17 protein-coding genes are annotated in these 19957 nt (G+C 45.6%); 10 read left to right on the top strand and 7 right to left on the bottom strand.

All coding sequences use genetic code 11. From position 1 onward, the window contains the following. Window positions 1-6 precede the first annotated feature (6 nt). Window positions 7-2019: a transglycosylase SLT domain-containing protein gene (locus M1L23_RS07360; RefSeq protein ID WP_252626699.1), complete on the bottom strand. Its 2013-nt coding sequence runs from the start codon at window positions 2017-2019 to the stop codon at window positions 7-9. Window positions 2020-2134: 115 nt separating this feature from the next. Between M1L23_RS07360 and fadB the strand changes: the two genes are divergently transcribed. The 3 genes from fadB to tusA all read left to right on the top strand — a co-directional run bounded on the left by fadB (window position 2135) and on the right by tusA (window position 5782). Continuing rightward, window positions 2135-4276 carry a fatty acid oxidation complex subunit alpha FadB gene (gene fadB / locus M1L23_RS07355; protein WP_252626698.1) on the top strand — a complete coding sequence of 714 codons (2142 nt, stop codon included), beginning with the start codon at window positions 2135-2137 and terminating at the stop codon, window positions 4274-4276. A gap of 18 nt (window positions 4277-4294) precedes the next feature. Beyond that, a complete protein-coding gene (fadA, locus tag M1L23_RS07350) occupies window positions 4295-5458 on the top strand; it encodes an acetyl-CoA C-acyltransferase FadA (protein ID WP_252626697.1) in 1164 nt (387 codons plus the stop codon). An 84-nt stretch (window positions 5459-5542) separates the two neighbouring features. After that, the gene (gene tusA, locus M1L23_RS07345; RefSeq protein WP_252626696.1) at window positions 5543-5782 is read left to right on the top strand and encodes a sulfurtransferase TusA; all 240 of its coding nucleotides are present in this window, start codon (window positions 5543-5545) and stop codon (window positions 5780-5782) included. 5 nt (window positions 5783-5787) lie between these two features. On the opposite strand, the gene M1L23_RS07340 is transcribed toward tusA, so the two are convergent. Continuing rightward, the gene (locus tag M1L23_RS07340; RefSeq protein WP_252626695.1) at window positions 5788-6270 is read right to left on the bottom strand and encodes a GNAT family N-acetyltransferase; all 483 of its coding nucleotides are present in this window, start codon (window positions 6268-6270) and stop codon (window positions 5788-5790) included. Window positions 6271-6391: 121 nt separating this feature from the next. After that, a complete protein-coding gene (locus M1L23_RS07335; protein ID WP_252626694.1) occupies window positions 6392-6991 on the bottom strand; it encodes a DNA-3-methyladenine glycosylase I in 600 nt (199 codons plus the stop codon). Window positions 6992-7109: 118 nt separating this feature from the next. Between M1L23_RS07335 and glyQ the strand changes: the two genes are divergently transcribed. Continuing rightward, window positions 7110-8114 carry a glycine--tRNA ligase subunit alpha gene (glyQ, locus tag M1L23_RS07330; protein WP_252626693.1) on the top strand — a complete coding sequence of 335 codons (1005 nt, stop codon included), beginning with the start codon at window positions 7110-7112 and terminating at the stop codon, window positions 8112-8114. Further along, the gene (glyS, locus tag M1L23_RS07325) at window positions 8111-10183 is read left to right on the top strand and encodes a glycine--tRNA ligase subunit beta (protein ID WP_252626692.1); all 2073 of its coding nucleotides are present in this window, start codon (window positions 8111-8113) and stop codon (window positions 10181-10183) included. The genes glyQ and glyS overlap by 4 nt, the downstream gene beginning before the upstream one ends. Window positions 10184-10277: 94 nt before the next feature. Here the strand turns inward: glyS and gyrB are convergent, their stop codons facing one another. The 4 genes from gyrB to dnaA form a co-directional block, all read right to left on the bottom strand. Beyond that, the gene (gene gyrB / locus M1L23_RS07320) at window positions 10278-12701 is read right to left on the bottom strand and encodes a DNA topoisomerase (ATP-hydrolyzing) subunit B (protein WP_252626691.1); all 2424 of its coding nucleotides are present in this window, start codon (window positions 12699-12701) and stop codon (window positions 10278-10280) included. A 4-nt stretch (window positions 12702-12705) separates the two neighbouring features. Next, the gene (recF, locus tag M1L23_RS07315; RefSeq protein ID WP_252626690.1) at window positions 12706-13800 is read right to left on the bottom strand and encodes a DNA replication/repair protein RecF; all 1095 of its coding nucleotides are present in this window, start codon (window positions 13798-13800) and stop codon (window positions 12706-12708) included. A gap of 3 nt (window positions 13801-13803) precedes the next feature. Beyond that, window positions 13804-14904, bottom strand: coding sequence for a DNA polymerase III subunit beta (gene dnaN, locus M1L23_RS07310; RefSeq protein ID WP_252626689.1), 1101 nt, complete (start codon window positions 14902-14904; stop codon window positions 13804-13806). Window positions 14905-14970: 66 nt separating this feature from the next. Further along, a complete protein-coding gene (dnaA, locus tag M1L23_RS07305) occupies window positions 14971-16350 on the bottom strand; it encodes a chromosomal replication initiator protein DnaA (RefSeq protein WP_252626688.1) in 1380 nt (459 codons plus the stop codon). A 264-nt stretch (window positions 16351-16614) separates the two neighbouring features. On the opposite strand from dnaA, the gene rpmH reads away from it, so the two are divergent. The 5 genes from rpmH to M1L23_RS07280 all read left to right on the top strand — a co-directional run bounded on the left by rpmH (window position 16615) and on the right by M1L23_RS07280 (window position 19925). Beyond that, window positions 16615-16749 carry a 50S ribosomal protein L34 gene (gene rpmH, locus M1L23_RS07300; protein WP_252626687.1) on the top strand — a complete coding sequence of 45 codons (135 nt, stop codon included), beginning with the start codon at window positions 16615-16617 and terminating at the stop codon, window positions 16747-16749. A gap of 38 nt (window positions 16750-16787) precedes the next feature. Further along, the gene (rnpA, locus tag M1L23_RS07295) at window positions 16788-17180 is read left to right on the top strand and encodes a ribonuclease P protein component (RefSeq protein WP_252626686.1); all 393 of its coding nucleotides are present in this window, start codon (window positions 16788-16790) and stop codon (window positions 17178-17180) included. Beyond that, entirely contained in the window at window positions 17114-17416 is a 303-nt protein-coding gene (gene yidD, locus M1L23_RS07290) for a membrane protein insertion efficiency factor YidD (RefSeq protein ID WP_252626685.1), read from the top strand. Before rnpA ends, yidD begins: the two co-directional genes overlap by 67 nt. Before the next feature lie 2 nt (window positions 17417-17418). Next, entirely contained in the window at window positions 17419-19104 is a 1686-nt protein-coding gene (gene yidC, locus M1L23_RS07285) for a membrane protein insertase YidC (protein ID WP_252626684.1), read from the top strand. A gap of 122 nt (window positions 19105-19226) precedes the next feature. Next, window positions 19227-19925, top strand: coding sequence for a substrate-binding periplasmic protein (locus M1L23_RS07280; protein WP_252626683.1), 699 nt, complete (start codon window positions 19227-19229; stop codon window positions 19923-19925). The last annotated feature ends 32 nt before the right edge of the window (window positions 19926-19957 follow it).

Below are 19957 nucleotides of genomic sequence, written 5' to 3'. Positions count from 1 at the left end.
CTATTATTAACCGCGGTGTTCCGCATACATTTGTAAACTTATTAAAGGGGCAAGCACATGATCTTTCTTGCCCATTAAAATAGTATATATTTGCTGGTAGGCCAGCACGTTTTTTACATAGTCTCGCGTTTCTTGATAGGGCATGGTTTCTACCCATATATCAAAGTCGGTCGGCTGTTCTGGTAACCATTCAACCACCCTATTCAACCCAGCATTATAAGCTGCCGTTGCTATAATCCAGTTATTACCTGTGCGCTGAAGTAGCTCGCTCATATAACGTGTACCCAGCTGCACATTTTCTTCTGGGTTTAGCAGGCGGCTTTTAGAAATTCTACCTTGGTTAGGCCCCGGTGTTCGGCGTACTAGGTAATTCGCTGTTTCTGGCATTACTTGCATTAAGCCACGAGCGCCAGCTGGCGATATTGCATCGGTACGAAAGGCGCTTTCTCGGCGTACAATAGCGAACACCCAAGCGGGATCTAAACCTTGATTTTCTGCATGAGTACTTAATAGCTCTTTAAACGCTAAAGGAAAACGGCGCTCTACGTCATTAAACAAACCCGTGCGTGCCAAGCCAAATATGGCTTCTTCATAGCGGCCATTTTCATGGGCAAAAATAGCACTTAATACTTGCTCTTCGTAGCTACCCCGATAACCAATAACGTTCCATTCGCGCCTTGCTGCAAGTGTGCGGTCTAGGGCGTACAGCTCCATTGCACGCTGCATGGAAGGTTTATGCCGAAGTTGTTCTAGGGCGGCGGTTTCATAGTGTACTTCTTCTTGGCGTAAAGAAGGCGCCAAGCCTAATCGTGCACTGGCTAAAAACCCATAATAACTGCGGCTTTGTGCTACCTCCTGTAGCTCTTGTTCGCCGTCTGCAACAAAGCCAAGCTCAATTAATGCTCGTCCACGCCAGTATTGCCACTGATCTTTTTCTTGCTCTTCTTTAGCTAGGGCATTAATTAACATAGCTATACGGTCATACCGTTGTTGCCGTAACAATGAAGCCAAAAGCCATTGCTGCCCTGTCGCAGAAAGCTGCTGTACAGGCACTTTTTCTAGCCAGGCCAAGGCCCCCGCTTCGCCCCGTACCGACAAAGTAATACCTATGCGTTCATGCATGTCGTGTGTTTCGCTGCTACTGAAACTATATACATTTTGAAAATGCGCCCAAGCACGCTTAGCGTTACTTACATCGCGCCAAATTAACCGGTGCAAGGCCGAAGTTACTATTTCTTGCTCGCGAGGGTGTGTATTGGTGAAGTCGTTAAAACGCAAAATGGCTGCTGGGTTAGCTTGTACACGTCGACTTAACACTGCAAGGTAACGGTGCTCTTCTGGTAATAGTCGTGTTAAATAGCCAGCTAAACTATATTGTTTTGCCTTTACCGCTAACATTAAACGTTGCCATACAGCTTCTTCGGTACGCATTCCTGCTTCTACCCAAGCATTGAATACCCTGTCGCATGCAGCTGGCTGGCTACGTTCACTTATCCACTGATTACTTACCTGCGGCCATAATGCTGATAGGTTATCCGTGTGTTGCCATAAATAGTCTAAATAACGGCATTGCAATTGAGCGTTGCCACTGCCCTGATAATAATTTAGAAACACTTCTGCTTTGTTCTGCTCAGCTAAAAACTCGAGCCATGCGGTACGCAACTTTTCGGCAACTGGGGTATCTGCATACTCCACAAGAAAGTCGCCGATTAGTGCTTCGTTCGCTAAACTAAGATTCTGTTGCAGAAAAGCCGCTTCTAAGTAAGGATATAGAGCATAGTCCTGTAACTGGCTCATATTCTGCCGTGCTAGGCTAAATCGGCGAGCATTGATTTGCTCTTCAGTTAGCAAAAAAAGTTCACGTTGCTCAGCAACAGTCAGTGCTGAAGGCGTTGTGTTTTCAGAAGCTTGCGCAGAGTATAACGCTGCAGCAACCGCGGATATATTCCCGCACAGTAACAGCACAAACAGCAACAGCCGAGTTTGAATTTTAAACACCTGTTTAATTTTATTTCGCATTATGGGATGATGACAGCTAAGTGTTGACCATTCTTTTGTATCATAGTGTGGCTACAACTCAAGAGTATTAAGTATTTGTCGGCAGATTTTCTGCTAACAATTCAGGAGACCGAAGATGATCTATCAAGGTGACAACCTAAGTGTTGATATCGTAGAACCTGGCATTGCCGAACTAAAGTTTGACGGCCAGGGTTCTGTCAACAAGTTTGATGAGAAAACCCTGAATGAATTCAGCAGCGCCCTCGACGCCCTTCACGTTAACACCGACGTGAAAGGTGTGCTAGTTACTAGCGCCAAGCCTACATTCATTGTTGGTGCAGACATTACCGAGTTTTTAACTCTGTTTGCTGATATTGAACACACCAAGAAGTGGGTTCATACAGCTTCTCGGGTATTCGATAAGCTTGAAGACCTGCCCGTTCCTACTATTGCAGCTGTGAACGGCTTTGCTTTAGGTGGCGGTTGTGAGGCTATTTTAGCCTGTGACTTCCGTATTGCCGATGAAACAGCCGTTATTGGCTTGCCTGAAGTTAAATTAGGCCTTATTCCTGGCTTCGGTGGCACAGTGCGCTTACCTCGCCTTATTGGCCCAGACAACGCCCTAGAAGCCATGACCACTGGCAAGAACCATAAGCCCGAGCAAGCACTAGCGCTAGGCCTGGTAGACGCTGTAGTGAGCAGCGAGCACCTGCGTGAAGGTGCACTAACTATGTTACGCGGTGCTATTGCTGGTGAGTTCGACTGGCAAGCGGCGCGCCAACCTAAACTTGAGCCCTTACAGGCTAACGCTACTGAGCGCTTAATGACCTTTAGTACCGCTAAAGGTATGGTGTGGGCCAAAGCAGGTAAACACTACCCAGCCCCTCATGCTGCTGTTGAAGTGGTTGAACGCGGTGCTGGTGAACCCCGCGATGGCGCCCTACTGATTGAAAATGAATTGTTTGTAAAGCTGGCCCAAACCGATGCATGCCGTGCGCAAGTAGGTATTTTCCTTGCCGACCAATTGGTTAAAAGTAAAAGCAGAAAACTTGCTAAACAAGCAACAAAGCAAATTAAGCGTGCGGGGGTAATTGGCGCAGGCATTATGGGTGGTGGCATAGCTTACCAGTCGGCTGTAACTGGCGTACCTGTAGTGATGAAAGACATTAAGCAAGACGCCTTAGAGCTTGGCTTAACTGAAGCCGCCAACATTTTAGGGAAAGGATTAGAGCGGGGTCGCTTCGACGCCAATAAAGTTGCTAGCACACTAAATAAAATAACCACCACAACCCATAATATTGAACTTGAAAATGTTGATATTGTGGTTGAAGCCGTAGTGGAAAGCCCTAAAGTGAAAGCTTCGGTACTTTCTCAAATAGAAAAAGTGGTCGCCGACGACACTATCATTACCTCGAACACTTCCACTATATCTATTGACCGCCTTGCTGAAAGCCTTGAACATCGCGATCGCTTCTGCGGCATGCACTTTTTTAACCCAGTGCACAAAATGCCATTAGTAGAAATAATTCGTGGTAAAAAAACCTCTGATGAAACCGTCGCTACGGTAACGGCGTACGCCGTGCAAATGGGCAAAACCCCTATTATTGTGAACGACTGCCCCGGCTTTTTAGTAAACCGCGTATTGTTCCCTTACTTTGCTGGTTTTAGCATGCTGCTTGACGACGGCGTGAACTTTACAGCTATTGATAAAGTAATGGAAAAAGACTTTGGTTGGCCTATGGGTCCTGCCTATTTATGCGACGTGGTTGGCTTAGACACGGCTGACCATGCTAGTGGTGTGATGGCTGCCGGCTTCCCTGAGCGTATGCCTCGCGATGAGGAAGGTGCCATTGCAAAGCTAGCTGCAGCTGAACGCTTCGGCCAGAAAAATGGCAAAGGCTTCTATGAATATGGTGTCGATAAGCGTGGCAAACCAACCAAAGTAGTGAACGACGACGTTTATACTGTAATTGGCGAAAAAACCAGCGAAGCAGACAAAGAAGAAATTATCTTACGCTGCATGATTCCAATGGTGAACGAAATGGTTCGTTGTTTGGAAGAAGGCATTGTCGACTCTGCTGAAGAAGCAGATATCGCACTAATATACGGTTTAGGCTTCCCTCCTTTCCGTGGCGGCGTAATTCGCTACCTAGAAACGGTTGGCCTGAAAAAATTTGTTGAGTTAGCCGACAAGTACGCCCACCTTGGCGAACTTTACCAAGTAACCGACAGCCTACGCGCGAAAGCCGAAGCTGGCGAAACTTACTTTAAAAGCTAACTGCGAACGGAGAGTATTATGAAAGATGTCGTTATTGTAGATGCAATTCGTACCCCTATGGGGCGCTCGAGAGGCGGAGCATTTCGCAACGTTCGTGCTGAAGACTTATCTGCTGCATTAATGAAAGCTTTACTTGCACGCAACCCAGAAGTAAACACCGATGAGCTTGAAGACGTATATTGGGGCTGCGTACAGCAAACCTTAGAGCAAGGCTTTAACATTGCCCGTAACGCTGCGTTGTTAGCAGGTATTCCTCACCATGTGGGCGGCGTAACTGTTAACCGCCTGTGTGGCTCGTCAATGCAAGCCATTCATGACGCAACCCGCGCTATTCAAACTGGCAATGGCGAAATATTCATTGCCGGTGGCGTTGAGCACATGGGCCATGTGCCAATGATGCACGGTGTAGACTTTCACCCAGGGTTGAATATGACGGTTGCAAAAGCGGCTGGGTCTATGGGTTTAACAGCGGAGTTATTAGGTAAGAAATTCGGTATAACCCGTGAAGAGCAAGACGCCTTTGGTGCCCGCTCGCACCAGCTTTCTCACCAAGCCACCTTGCGGGGCGAATTCGATGCCGAAATTCTGCCTATTCTAGGTCATGATGAAAAAGGCGTGTTGAAAAAATTCCGCCACGACGAAGTCATTCGTCCAGACACCACTATTGCTACCCTTAGCACCTTACGGCCAGTATTTGATCCTGCTAACGGTACCGTTACTGCAGGTACTTCGTCGGCCATTTCCGACGGCGCGGCAGCAACATTAATTATGTCGGCCGACAAAGCTAAAGAGCTTGGCTTAAAACCACGGGTACGTATTCGTGGAATGGCTATTGCTGGGTGCGACCCGTCTATTATGGGTTATGGTCCAGTGCCTGCCACACAAAAAGCCTTGCAGCGTGCTGGCGTAAGTATTGGCGACATTGACTTGTTTGAGCTCAATGAAGCCTTTGCTGCACAAGCCTTAGCGGTGCTACGTGGGTTGAAAATTGAAGACCAAATGGACACTAAAGTGAACTTGCACGGTGGTGCAATTGCGCTTGGGCATCCTCTTGGTTGCTCTGGTGCACGTATTAGCACCACTTTAATCAACCTTATGGAGCAAAAAGACGCGACCTTAGGTTTAGCCACCATGTGCATTGGTTTTGGCCAAGGTATTGCAACGGTCTACGAGCGTATTTAACTAAGCCCTAACGCTGAAACAAAAAAGGCGATGTGCGTGTTATAATACGCCCTCGCCTTTTTTTATTTTAACGAGTAGTGCCTTATGGACTCTTTTTCCAACCCCACCGTACAGCTTGATACCCTAGGATTACGCTGCCCTGAACCGGTTATGCTAATTCGTGGCCGTATTCGCAAAATGAATAGCGGCGACACCTTACTGGTAATTGCCGACGACCCTGCCACCACCCGCGACATACCTGCTTATTGTCGCTTTATGGATCACCCTTTAGTTGCTTCCGACACCAACAGCACGCCATTCCGATATTTAATTCAAAAAGGTTAACTTGGTTATAGTTTGTATTCCCAAAATTCTGCTTGTCCCATACTCGGATCAAGCTGGTAAGGGGCAAAGCCAAACTTGCGGTAAGCCAACCGTGCCGGCTCGTTACCGCCTAGCACTTCTAAAGTAAGCTTACAGCAGCCACGCTTAGTGGCCTCTGCTACTACCGCTTGCATTAACTTTTGCGCTAAACCTTGCCCACGCAACCCAGCCCGAATAGCAATGTCATGAATGTTACATACGGGTTTGGCAGCAAAGGTAGAAAACCCTTCTACACAGTTTACTAGGCCCACCGCTTCATGGTTATCGTTCCATGCGATAAAACTAAACACGCCTGGCCGCTTATTCATTTCAGCTATTAGCACCTTTTTTGTTGTTGCTGGTAAAGCTTCTCCACCACCCATTTCGTCTTGGGCATAGTGGTCTAACATTTCTAAAAGTGCCTTTGCATGTGTTTCATTACTGTAATCAACTGCTTCTATTCGTACCATGGAGAAAAACATCCTCTGCTTGTTTGTAAACTGATTAAATAAACCTATGTATTGCTCACTACCGCCTTATAAACATGTTCTAAGCCATAGCCTTGAAAGTGATTATTCACCCAATAGCGCGCTATTTAAGTTGCTTGTGGCGGTAACAATGCACTAGGTGATCGTTCACCATGCCAACGGCCTGCATAAAGGCATAAACAATAGTTGGGCCAACAAAATTGAAGCCGACTTTTTTCAAATACTTCGAAAGTGCTCTCGACTCTTCTGTTTCAGTGGGAACCTCCGCCATGCTTTGCCAATTATTTTGGATTGGTGAGCCGCCCACATAAGACCAAAGTAATTCGCTGAAATCTATACCCTTTTTCTTTAACTGAAAATACGCGTCGGCATTTTTAAAAACTGATGCCACTTTTAGTTTATTGCGGATAATGCCGGCATTGGTTAATTGTGTAGCTATATGCTGCTCCCGCTCAGCCCCCTGCACCGCAGCAAGGCGTTCTGGGTTTAAATTAAAAAATGCAGCATGATAATTTTCTTGTTTGCGTAGAATAGTTATCCAACTTAAGCCTGCTTGTTGGCCGTCTAACACTAACTTAGCGAACAGTTGTTTGCTGTTATATTCCGGCACGCCCCAAATTTGGTCGTGATAAGCCACATAATCTTCGGCTTCGCCACACCACGGGCAACGTGCTAGCTGTGTATTTAATTCTGAATACGCCATAGAAACCTCATGTACTGCGCATTTCCTTTGCGTGTAACTGTAAAATTAAGCGCTGCTCAGGGTATAATCAACTTAATTACATTTAGCAATAAATAACCACAGGCGAATTGAGACTTTTATGGATAAATTTGACGTGAAAACATTTCAGGGCCTTATTATGGCGCTGCAAGACTTTTGGGCCCGCCAAGGGTGCGCCATTGTGCAGCCATTAGATATGGAAGTAGGCGCAGGCACCTTTCACCCAATGACATTCCTGCGCTCGATTGGCCCCGAGCCTGCAAGTTATGCCTACGTGCAACCCTGCCGTCGCCCTACCGATGGCCGCTATGGTGAAAACCCCAATCGCTTGCAACAATACTATCAGTTTCAAGTGATCATGAAACCTTCCCCGGAAAATATCCAAGAGCTATTTTTAGAGTCATTAAAAATGCTTGGCTTCGACCCGCTTGTTCACGACATTCGCTTTGTTGAAGACAACTGGGAATCGCCAACCCTTGGTGCTTGGGGTTTAGGTTGGGAAGTTTGGTTAAATGGCATGGAAGTTACTCAATTTACCTACTTCCAGCAAGTGGGCGGCCTTGAATGCTCACCAGTGGCCGGTGAAATTACCTATGGCCTAGAACGATTAGCTCTTTATATTCAAGGCGTTGACAGCATTTATGACTTGGTATGGACCGACGGCCCCCGTGGCGTTATTAAATATGGCGACGTGTTTCACCAAAATGAAGTAGAACAGTCGACCTATAACTTCCAACATGCGGAAGTGCCGGTGCTGTTTGAACGGTTCGACGCTGCTGAGCGCGAATGCGAGCACTTATTAGCGAATAACCTACCCTTACCTGCCTATGAGCAGGTTATGCGTGCATCTCATGCGTTTAACTTATTAGACGCCCGCCAAGCCATTTCTGTCACCGAGCGCCAACGCTATATTTTACGCGTGCGCAATTTAGCCAAAGGCTGTGCCGAAGGGTATTACGCTGCCCGTGAAGCCCTTGGTTTCCCATTGGCCGATCCCGAGTCTATTGCCATGAAGGCGGTGTTAAAGCGCGCAGAAGAACGCAACAAGAAAGAAGCTAAAAACAAACAGAAGAACACTAATGCCCAGGAGAAGAAAAACCCATGAGCCAATTCGCTAATTTACTCATTGAACTGGGTACGGAAGAATTACCACCAAAGTCATTAAAGGCGCTGAGCACAAGCTTCACCCAGAGCGTTGTTGAACAATTAGAAAGCTTAGCGATTAGCTTTGGCAATGTACAAAGCTTTGCGACACCACGCCGTTTGGCTGTATTGATTGCCAATACGCAATTAGTGCAAAACGACGAGCTTGTGGAAAAACGTGGCCCTGCCGTTTCCGCCGCCTTTGATGCCGACGGCAACCCAACCCGTGCAGCACAAGGCTGGGCCCGCGGTGCCGGCATAGACGTAGCCGACGCAGAGCGCTTAGTTACCGACAAAGGTGAGTGGTTACTACATAAAGCCACTGTGCCTGGCAAGGCCTTAAGCGAATTACTTCCTGAAGTTGTTAGCCGTGCGGCAAAGCAACTGCCGGTACCAAAAACCATGCGTTGGGGTAACGGTGAGTTTGCCTTTATTCGCCCCCTTAAACGCCTTACGGTGATGCTAAATAGCGACGTAGTCGATATGTCGTTATTCGGCATTAACAGCAACAACAAATTATTAGGCCACCGCTTTCATAGCGAAGGCGATATTGTTTTAGCGTCTGCAAATGACTATGAAGCCGCCCTTAAACATGCTTATGTTGTCGCTGACTTTGCGAAACGCCGTGAATTAGTGAAAGAAGGTGCAGAAACCCTTGCTAGTAGCATTGGCGCCCTACCTGTTTGGGACGACGAGTTACTCGACGAAGTCGCTTCACTGGTTGAATGGCCGGTTGCTTTGCTAGCTGAATTCGATCCGGCATTTCTCGATGTTCCTAAAGAAGCGCTAATTTACACCATGAAAGACGACCAGCGTTACTTTCCCCTAGTAGATAAAGCCGGTGAACTGTTAGCTAAATTTGTATTTATTACTAATATTGAAAGCCGTAACCCGGCCCTGGTGGTCACTGGCAACGAAAAAGTAATCCGCCCTCGCCTTGCCGACGCTGAGTTCTTCTTTAGCAACGACAAAAAAGTAACCCTTGAGTCGCGCATTGAAAAGCTAGACGACGTTCTTTTCCAAAAACAGCTAGGAAGTATTGGCGACAAAGCACGCCGTATTTCACAGGTTGCTGGCGAAGTTGCCGGTTTAATTCAAGCTGATCAAGCAATTGCTAGCCGTGCGGGTTTGCTCGCTAAAGCCGACCTTGTTACCAACATGGTAATGGAATTTCCTGAAGTACAAGGCGTTATGGGCATGCACTATGCCCGCCATGATGGCGAAGCCGAAGGTGTTGCGGTTGCAATTGAAGCCCATTACCACCCACGTTATGCAGGTGACAGCTTACCGGCAACCAAAGAAGGTGCTGCTGTTGCAATTGCCGACAAACTCGACACTTTAGTTGGTATATTTGCCATTGGCCAAACCCCACGGGGCGATCGTGACCCCTTTGGTTTGCGCCGTGCCGCCATAGGCTTATTGCGTATTCTGGTTGAGCTTGAACTAAACCTCGACTTTAAAGAAGTAATAACACTTGCAGCCAATGCTTATAAAGGAACGATTGACGTAACCGCTGAAACGCAAAATGATATTTTTGAGTTTTTACTGGGTCGCTTCCGGGCTTGGTACCAAGAACAAGGCATTGCTGTTGATGTCATTCAATCGGTATTGGCTCGCAAGCCTCAAAAAGCACTCGACTTTGATCGCCGAGTAAAAGCAGTAACGGCCTTTATTCAATTAACCGAAGCAGACGCACTTGCTGAGTCGAACAAACGCGTGAGTAACATTCTTGCTAAAGCAGAAGGCACACCAACTTCTGTTGATGCAAACCTACTTCAAGAGCCCGCTGAAAAAGCTCTGTATGAAGCTCTAGCAGCAATGAAAGACGAAATACAGGCAAGTACTGCCGCAGGAGATTACAGCGCAGTACTAACGCGCTTAGCCAGCTTGCGTAGCCCTATTGATAACTTCTTTGCCGACGTTATGGTGAATGCAGACAACCCTGCCGTACGAAACAACCGTTTAGCAATTCTTACGGAATTGCGAAATCAATTTTTAGGTGTTGCAGATATATCACTACTTCAAAGCTAGTTTTTTAAAGGTTTTACGGAAATAAAAAAATCCCGCGCTTCAGTTATTGAGGCGCGGGATTTTTTATATCTACTGCTTTATTAAAGCATATTCACTACACGTCTAAGTTCGCTACTCGTAGTGCGTTGTCTTCAATGAAGGCACGGCGTGGTTCAACCTGGTCACCCATTAAGGTGGTGAACAACTGGTCGGCACCAATGGCGTCTTCAATGGTTACTTGCAGCATACGGCGGCTGTCTGGGTCCATGGTGGTTTCCCAAAGTTGATCTGGGTTCATTTCACCTAGCCCTTTATAGCGCTGAATGTACAAACCGCGTTTAGACTCATTAATTAGCCACTCAATAGCTTCAACGAAGTCTTTCACTGGTTGTTTTTTCTCACCACGTTGTACATAACCACTTTCTTCCATTAAGTCTTCAATATCGTCGCCTACGGTTACTAAGTGGCCGTAGTCTTTCGACACTAAAAACTCATAGTTCAGTAGGTAGTCACGTTCAACACCATGGCGTAACAAACGCACTACAGGTAAGTAAACATTACGCTCTGTGTCTTTTTCTACCAAAACATTGTAAGTAGACGACTGTGATTCAGTGGCCATTAAGTCTTTGGTGTACGCTTCAGCCCATGAACGTACAAAGGCTTCGTCTTTTAAGTTCTGCGTTGTTAAGCGTGGAGCATACACTAAGCGCGACAAAATATGCTCAGGTAAACGGCGGCTTAAACGCTGAATTGAGTCCATGGCATATTGGTAATCGCGTACCATTTTCTCTAATGCAACACCGGTAATACCTGGTGCGTCGGCATTAACATGTAACGACGCTTTGTCAAGCGCTTGGCTGGTTAAGTATTCAATAAGTGCTGCGTCGTCTTTTATGTACTGTTCTTGGCGGCCACGCTTAGCTTTATACAGCGGTGGCTGTGCTATATAAATATAGCCACGTTCAATTAGCTCAGGCATTTGGCGATAAAAGAACGTAAGTAATAACGTGCGTATATGCGAACCGTCTACGTCGGCATCCGTCATAATAATAATGCGGTGGTAACGGGTTTTGTCTGGGTTATATTCATCGCGGCCAATACCACACCCTAATGCAGTAATAAGGGTAGCCACTTCTTGTGAGGCCAGCATTTTGTCGAAACGGGCTTTTTCCACGTTAAGAATTTTACCTTTCAACGGTAAAATAGCCTGGTTTTTACGGTTACGGCCCTGCTTCGCAGAACCGCCCGCTGAGTCTCCTTCCACAATATAAAGTTCAGAAAGAGCGGGGTCTTTTTCTTGGCAGTCGGCTAACTTGCCTGGCAAACCAGCTAAGTCGAGCGCACCCTTACGACGTGTCATTTCACGGGCTTTACGCGCAGCTTCACGTGCTCGAGCCGCATCAATAATTTTAGTCACAATTACTTGCGCTTCTTTGGGGTTCTCCATTAGGAAGTCCCACAACTTCTCGTTCATTGCTTGTTCTACCGCATTTCTCACTTCAGAAGAAACAAGTTTTTCTTTTGTTTGCGAAGAAAACTTAGGGTCTGGAACCTTAACAGAAATAACTGCGGTTAAACCTTCTCGGGCATCGTCGCCCGAAGCATTGGTTTTAGCTCGCTTACTATATCCTTCTTTGTCCATATAGTTATTCAGCGTGCGAGTAAGTGCAGAGCGGAATCCTGCCATGTGTGTTCCACCATCTCGCTGCGGTATAGTGTTGGTGTAGCAGTAAATATGCTCTTGATACGAGTCGTTCCACTGCAACCCTACTTCAACTGTAATACCGTCTTCACGATCAAGCTGAAATTGAAACACCGTTGGGTGAATTGGGGTTTTTTTGTCATTTAAGTAACTTACAAAAGCACCAATTCCGCCGTCGTAATGAAAATGGTCTTTCCGTTCTGAATTTTCATCTAGCAAACGAATAGACACACCAGAGTTCAAGAAAGAAAGCTCGCGTAACCGCTTGGCTAAAATGTCATAATGAAATTCAATGTTAGTGAAGGTGTTTTCACTTGGCCAGAAACGTATTTCTGTTCCCGTTTCATTAGTTTCACTAATCGCCTTTATATCGGCTTGGGGTTCACCATGTAGATAAGTTTGTAAGTACTTTTTACCGCCACGCTGAATGGTTAAGTCTAGCTGTTTAGATAAAGCGTTAACAACCGACACACCTACGCCGTGCAAGCCACCTGAAACTTTGTACGAGTTGTCATCGAACTTACCGCCCGCGTGAAGTACTGTCATAATAACTTGAGCAGCAGAAACCCCTTCTTCCGGGTGTATTTCAACTGGAATACCACGACCATCATCGCGAACAGAAATAGACCCATCGTTATGCATGGTTACATATATTTCAGAACAGTGGCCAGCTAACGCTTCATCAATTGAGTTATCGACAACTTCAAACACCATATGGTGAAGGCCGGTGCCATCGTCGGTATCGCCAATATACATCCCTGGACGCTTACGTACCGCGTCTAAACCTCGAAGAACCTTAATATTCGATTCATCATACGTATCATTTTGTTGTGACATAGATTCATCCTGTCGTTGTATCTAAAATTGCCCCATGTTCCACGTGGAACAATCGGGTCTCGGCCCGTGTGAAATGGCTGAGAATATTGTTTTTGTCTATCGCCGTTACAAACACCTGGCTTTGCGTGTCTAAAATGGCTTGGCAGAGTTTTGCTTGGTTATCGACGTCCAATTCTGCCGGTAAGTCGTCGATTAAATATATGCACGAAGTACCTGTAACTTGGCGGTAATGTTCGCCTTGTACGAATCGTAATGCTGCCATTAGTAATTTGAGTTGGCCTCGGCTAAGGCGCTCACGGGCGTCAGCGCCATCGGCCCTTATTTGCCATTCAGCTTTACTTGGCCCAACACTGGTAAAGCCCTGCCGTAAATCAAGCTCTACTCGTTCAGCTAAAGCTTCTTCAAAAGAAGCAAAACGTTCGCTCCATCCCGGCATAAGTTTGAACTCGAAATTAATTTTCGGTAAAAAACGTTGGCAGTACTCGTTAAGCTGTTCATTCAGCGCTGTTAAATACCGTTGCCGTGCATGGGTTAACTCTGTTCCTGCCTGTGATAGTTGCTGGTCCCAGAAGGCCCCACCATCTTGAATAAATCGTCCCGAACGCAGCAGCGCATTGCGTTGCTTTAGCAAACGTGAATACTGCAACCAATGAACGTAATCCGATTGTTCCACGTGGAACAATCCCCAATCCATAAATTGTCGCCGCGCTTTTGGTCCATCTGTAATAAGCTCTACGCCCTCAGGCGTTATTAACTGTACTGGTACATAACGGGCTAATTCAGAAAACCGACGGCCGCGCTCCCCATTTATTCGGGTGTCACTTTCTCCTTGTCGGTTTCTTTGAAAGCCAACCCGCGTTTCGTTTTCAATACCGTCTAATTTTGCAAATACTGTAAAAGCATCCGACTCGGTTTGTATAACCTGTCTTGCTTGGTGCGTGCGAAACGAACGACCGAAACCCAAACAATATATAGCCTCTAACACACTCGTTTTACCGCTACCGTTTTCACCATAAACAATATTAATGCGGTTCGTGTTTTCTATTTCTACATGGCTTAAATTGCGTAGGTTTGAAATGGTTAACGAGCGTATTTGCATTCATTAAAGTCGCATCGGCATGATAACGTAAACGGCACCATCGGTTGCTGCGTCTTCAACTAAAGCACTGCTGTTTTCATCGGTTAAAGTAAGCTTAACTTGTTCGCCTTCAATTGCATTAACAACATCTAGCAAGTAGTTCACATTAAAGCCAACTTCCATGCTTTCACCGTTGTAGTTTACTTCTAACCGCTCGTCTGCTTTTTCTTGTTCTTGGTTGTTGGCAGTTAACGACATTTCTTGGCCATCGAGGGTTATACGCACGCCACGGAATTTCTCGTTCGACAAAATAGCCACTCGAACACAAGACTGCTTAAGTAATTCACGACTAGCAATAACAATACGATTTCCACCGGTTGGAATAACGCGGCGATAATCAGGAAAGCGGCCATCAAGTAATTTACTGGTAAAGGTCATGCCGCCGGTTTGTACACGAATATGATTTTGGCCCAAAGACAATTCAAGTAGCCCGTCGTCAGAATCAAGTAAGCGCATAAGCTCGCTAATACCCTTACGCGGAACTATTACCTGCTTGTGCGGCAATGCACTTTGTTCTAAGGGGCTCGAAGCCATAGCAAGGCGGTGGCCGTCGGTAGCAACCGTACGTAACACATTATCGTTTACTTCAAACAACATGCCGTTTAAATAATAGCGAACATCTTGGTTAGCCATTGAAAAGTGGGTACGTTCAATAAGATGCTTAAGTTTACCCTGGGTAATTTCAAGCTTAATTTCACTTTGCCACTCTTCTATATTCGGGTAGTCGGTGGCAGGCAAACTACTTAGAGTAAACCTACTTTTACCAGACCGAACAATAACCTTGTCGTCGGCTGCTTCAATGCGAACATCGGCGCCTTCACCAAGGCTACGCACAATATCGAGAAGCTTTTTTGCGGGCACAGTAATGTCGCCTGGCTCTGCACCTTCAAGGGTAACCGAAGAAACCAGCTCTACCTCTAAGTCTGTGCCTGTCATGCGTAGCGAATCTTCGCTCACTTGCAGTAACACATTGCCTAATATGGGCAATGTTGAACGGCGCTCAACAGCGCCACTTACTATTTGCAGCGGCTTTAATAAAGCGTCGCGGGTGATGGTGAATTTCATATCACTGGCTCTCCTATTCTTATTATTGCAGCCATTGTGCAACTACGTTTTAAACAAACAACGGTTTTAAACAGACAAGGTGCGGTTCAAGTTGCGATAGTCTTGTTGTATTTCGTGACTTTCTTCACGTAACGACTTTATTTTACGACATGCATGTAGCACAGTCGTGTGATCTCGCCCACCAAAAGCGTCGCCTATTTCAGGTAAGCTATGGTTGGTTAATTCCTTTGCCAGCGCCATGGCAACCTGTCGTGGTCGGGCAATTGACCTACTACGACGTTTTGAAATTAAATCTGAAACTTTAATATTATAATATTCCGCTACCGTACGCTGAATATTATCAATAGTGACCATTTTTTCTTGTGCTATTAAAAGGTCGCGCAGGGCTTCTTTCACGAAATCAATAGTGACTTCTTTACCGGTTAAATTCACATTAGCAATAACACGGTTAAGTGCACCTTCAAGTTCACGAACATGCGAACGCAACCGCTTAGAGATAAAAAATGCCACTTCAGGTGGTAACTTCATACCCCGTTCTTCAGCTTTACGTTCTAATATTGCTACGCGAGTGGGTAAGTCTGGTGGCTCAATAGCCACCGTTAAACCCCAGCCAAAACGACTTTTCAAACGATCGTCAACGCCGTCAATTTCTTTGGGATATACATCACTAGTAAGAATAACCTGTTGATTTCCTTCAAGTAACCAGTTGAAAGTGTGGAAAAACTCATCTTGAAAATGTTCTTTTTTGGCAAAAAACTGAACGTCGTCAATCAGCAACGCTTCAACAGAGCGGTAGCTTTCTTTAAAAATATCAATTTTATTGTGCTTCATGGCATACACCATGTCTTGCACAAAACGTTCCGCCCGCAAGTAGTACACTTTAGCTTCAGGATTACGTTCTAAAATAGCGTTACCAACCGAATGCAAAAGGTGAGTTTTACCAAGGCCCGTACCGCCATATATAAATAAAGGGTTATAAGCACCGCCGGGGTTCTCTGCCACCTGCATAGCTGCCGCTCGCGCCAATTGGTTTGATTTACCTTCAACGAAGTTATCAAAGGTGTGGCTTGGCGCTAAATTAGAGTGTTGCAAAGAAATAGGACGGTCACCCACAGCGGCAATTTGCCGTGGCCGTGCCGTTTGTGGTTGTCGATACCCACTTGAGGTGCCCGCTACTGGCTGCTCAGCGCTAGGTACTTCTTTGCGAGAGCCTACCCGCAACTCTACATTAGGAGCCTTATCGCCCGCTGTTTCACGTAGAAATGTGATAATTTGTTTTAAATACTTGTCCTTTACCCAATCCATAACATAGGGATTAGGCGCATACAAAAAAAGCGTGTTTTCTTCTATATCGGACTGCAGGGGTTTAATCCAGGTATTAAAGTTTTGCAACGACAACTCGCCCTGTAAGCGAGTAGCACATTGCTGCCACAAAGAATTACCCACGAACCCCCTCCCATGAATTTATAAGAATAGTTTTTGGTAGCTGTTAACCAAACAAGGCCTCTGGAAACCAAATTGTAGGGCTTTTACCCTTACGTTATAATTAGCCTATCATACGAAATTCAGGCCATTTGCGCCACCTTTTTACCCGAACTTCATGGAAGTTATCCACAGGGCAAGGTTCTCTTTAGTATTTGACACTGATCGATTTAATAGGTAAGATCCGCGCTCATTTTGACACACTGATCAGCAACGGAAATTAGAGCGATGAAAAGAACATTTCAACCAAGTGTAATTAAACGCAAGCGCGACCATGGCTTCCGTGCACGCATGGCAACTAAAGGTGGCCGTAAGGTACTGGCTCGCCGTCGTGCCAAAGGGCGTAAAGTACTGTCTGCTTAATTGCAGGCAGTATACCACCCTATTGTGAAGCACTTTATGTGAAGCACTATGCATATTCACGGGAGTTACGCCTGTTAACTCCCGCGCATTTTCAACGCGTATTTCAACAGCCTCCTGTTAAAGCCGTTAGTAAGCATCTAACCTTTCTTGCCCAACCGAATTCCTTAGCATACCCTCGTCTTGGTGTTACTGTTAGCAAACGTAACGCGCGTTTAGCCGTACAACGAAATCAAATTAAACGTATAATTCGAGAAACCTTTCGGTTACAGCAGCACAAACTTGTTGGCTTTGATATTATCGTCATCGCCAAGCCTGGGGTAACAGATTTAGACAATGCGGCGCTCAGAGAACTATGCAATTATTTATGGCGAAAATTAAGCAAGCGCTGCAAGCAATACTCGTCGGCATTATCCGACTCTACCAGCTCTTAATTAGCCCATTACTCGGGCCCCGTTGTCGGTTTGTGCCCACATGCTCCGAGTACGCAATTCAAGCCATAAAGCGATTTGGGGTAATAAAAGGTAGTTGGCTCGCCATGCGGCGAATAATTAAATGTCACCCGGGAAATCCGGGTGGTTTTGATCCTATACCGGGTGACGAGCTTTCGAGCGACAGTACCCATGAGTCTAGCGAGCAATCGCTGAACAAAAAACGAGAGAAGAAGTAACTATGGATTCGCGACGCACAGTACTAATCATACTTTTCTTGGTTATGTCATTTTTTATGTACCAGCAATGGTTATTAAAAACCACAACCAACACTCCTGGCGTTCAAGCGCCAACCGCAGAAACAATAAGCGGTGGCAACCAAACACTGGGTGATGGCAGCCTAAGTTCAACCGCTGGTAGTTCCACAACAGCCAGTGGCGACGTACTACAGCAGGCTACTTTAGGTGGGTCTGAAACCATAGTGGCAGGCACTAACAACAGCGAAACTATTCGTGTTACTACCGACTTGTTTGACATATCCATTGCCCTTGAGGGTGGTGACATTGTGCGTAGTGAATTACGTGAGCATGCTGAAACGCTTGGCGAATCTGCCCGTTATAGTATTTTATTTCAACGCCAAAGCGGTGAACTGCATATTGCTGAAAGTGGGTTAAATGCAGAAGCTGGCTTTTATGGTTCGGTGAAACGGCCTACCTACACCGCAGCGGCAAATAGCTATGAATTAAGTGGCGAAACCTTAACAGTGCCCCTTACATACATAGCTGACAATGGTAGCCGTATTACCAAAGAATTTGTTTTTACTCGTGGTGACTATGCGGTAAATGTGCACCATAAAGTTGAAAACAACACCAACACAGACATTCAAATGCAGTTATATGGGCGTTTAATTCAAAGCATGGTCGATAACGGCCGGAGCATGTTTATGCCCACTTACCGTGGGGCGGCCTACTCGTCTGAAAGCGAAAGATATAAAAAATATAGTTTTAAAGACATTCAAAAACGCGCTCTAAATCAAAATACCGAGGCTGGCTGGGTAGCCATGCTAGAACATTACTTTGTTACTGCATGGGTTCCCGATCAAACAGCTAGAAACACGCTTAAAAGCCAAATTGTTAGCGGTAATAATGCCCGTATTAGCTTTGAAGGACCTATTGTAACCGTAGCTGCTGGCTCTAGTTACGACTTTGAAAGCAATATTTATATGGGCCCGAAAAACCAAGAGCGCCTAGCAAAACTTGCCAAACACCTCGACTTAACCGTGGATTATGGCTTTCTGTGGTGGTTAGCCCAACCTATTCACTGGTTAATAGCTTTCTTGTTTGGCTTTGTGAAAAACTATGGTGTGGCCATTATTTTAATTACTATTATTATTAAAGGGCTGCTCTACCCGCTTACTAAAGCACAACATACCTCTATGGCAAAAATGCGCAAAGTAGCACCGCGCATGGCAGAGCTTAAAGAACGCTTCGGCGACGACAAGCAGAAAATGTCGCAAGCAATGATGAAAATGTACAAGGAAGAAAAGGTAAACCCGCTCGGTGGTTGTTTGCCTATGTTCCTACAGTTACCTATTTTCTTATCGTTATATTGGGTGCTGTTGGAAAGCCCGGAAATTCGTCATGCCGACTTTATGCTGTGGATAACCGACCTTTCAAGCCGCGACCCCTATTTCATTTTACCGGTGTTAATGGGTGCTAGCATGTTCTTTATGCAGCGTTTGCAGCCAACACCGATGACCGACCCCATGCAGCAAAAAATAATGCAAATGATGCCGGTGGTGTTTACGGTGTTTTTCTTATTCTTCCCCGCAGGTTTAGTATTATATTGGTTAGTAAGTAACTTAATCACTATATTGCAAATGCTATGGATATATCGTCAGTTCGATAAAGAAAACACTGCAAAATAATATAAAATTCATTTTTTCCCATATAAAACCCGACCTAGCGTCGGGTTTTATTTAGTGACAGTTAGCTATCGTTAGATTACAATATAACAACATTTAACTTATATTGGGTTTTAGCCGTACTAATGAAACTTCTGTATTCTGCGCTCTGCGCCGCCATTTTTTCTTTTACTGTTAGCTCTACGAGCATTGCAGAACACTTCGGCGAGCCTCATTTCGATCTTGTCATAGGCACAATGCAAGAAGTCGACACTTCACATGTTTCTTTCAAATATGTAGAAGCTGCATATGCTAAAATTGGCTACCATATTTCATTATTGCCAATGCCCTATGCCCGTAGTTTTTATGAAAGTAACCGCGGTGAAATACTCGATGGTGAACTTGCGCGAACTGAAGACGCCGGCTTAAAAGCTCCAGACATGATACGAATTCCCGTACCATTGGAAAAAGTTGCTGCTACCGTATTCACCAATGACTATTTATTTCACCCAACCAGTTGGGCTGACCTGCGTGGCAAACGTATTGATATTTTAGAAGGCACCGACATTATTTTAGGCCGCCTTGGTGACATTCCTTCCACTAGCGTGACAACCTTAGAGCAAGCTTTTTTACGTTTGCAGAGCGGTCGTACCGACGCTGTTATTGTACCCGGTGAAATAGCCCAACAAGTACTTGACCACATGCATGTAGACAATATTTATCGGGTTACCCCAGACTTAGAAACCTGGCTGGTGTATCACTATATTCACAAACGTCATGAAAACCTTGTAGAACCACTAACAACCGCCTTAACCCAAGTAATGCAGCAACATTCCTTAGACTAGGCAATAGCACAAAGTGCTCTATGTTAATTCAG

This window comes from Aliidiomarina quisquiliarum, assembly GCF_023922585.1.
Taxonomy (GTDB): domain Bacteria; phylum Pseudomonadota; class Gammaproteobacteria; order Enterobacterales; family Alteromonadaceae; genus Aliidiomarina; species Aliidiomarina quisquiliarum.
Note: the sequence above shows the minus strand (reverse complement) of the source record. Positions and strands in the feature narration are given on the sequence as shown.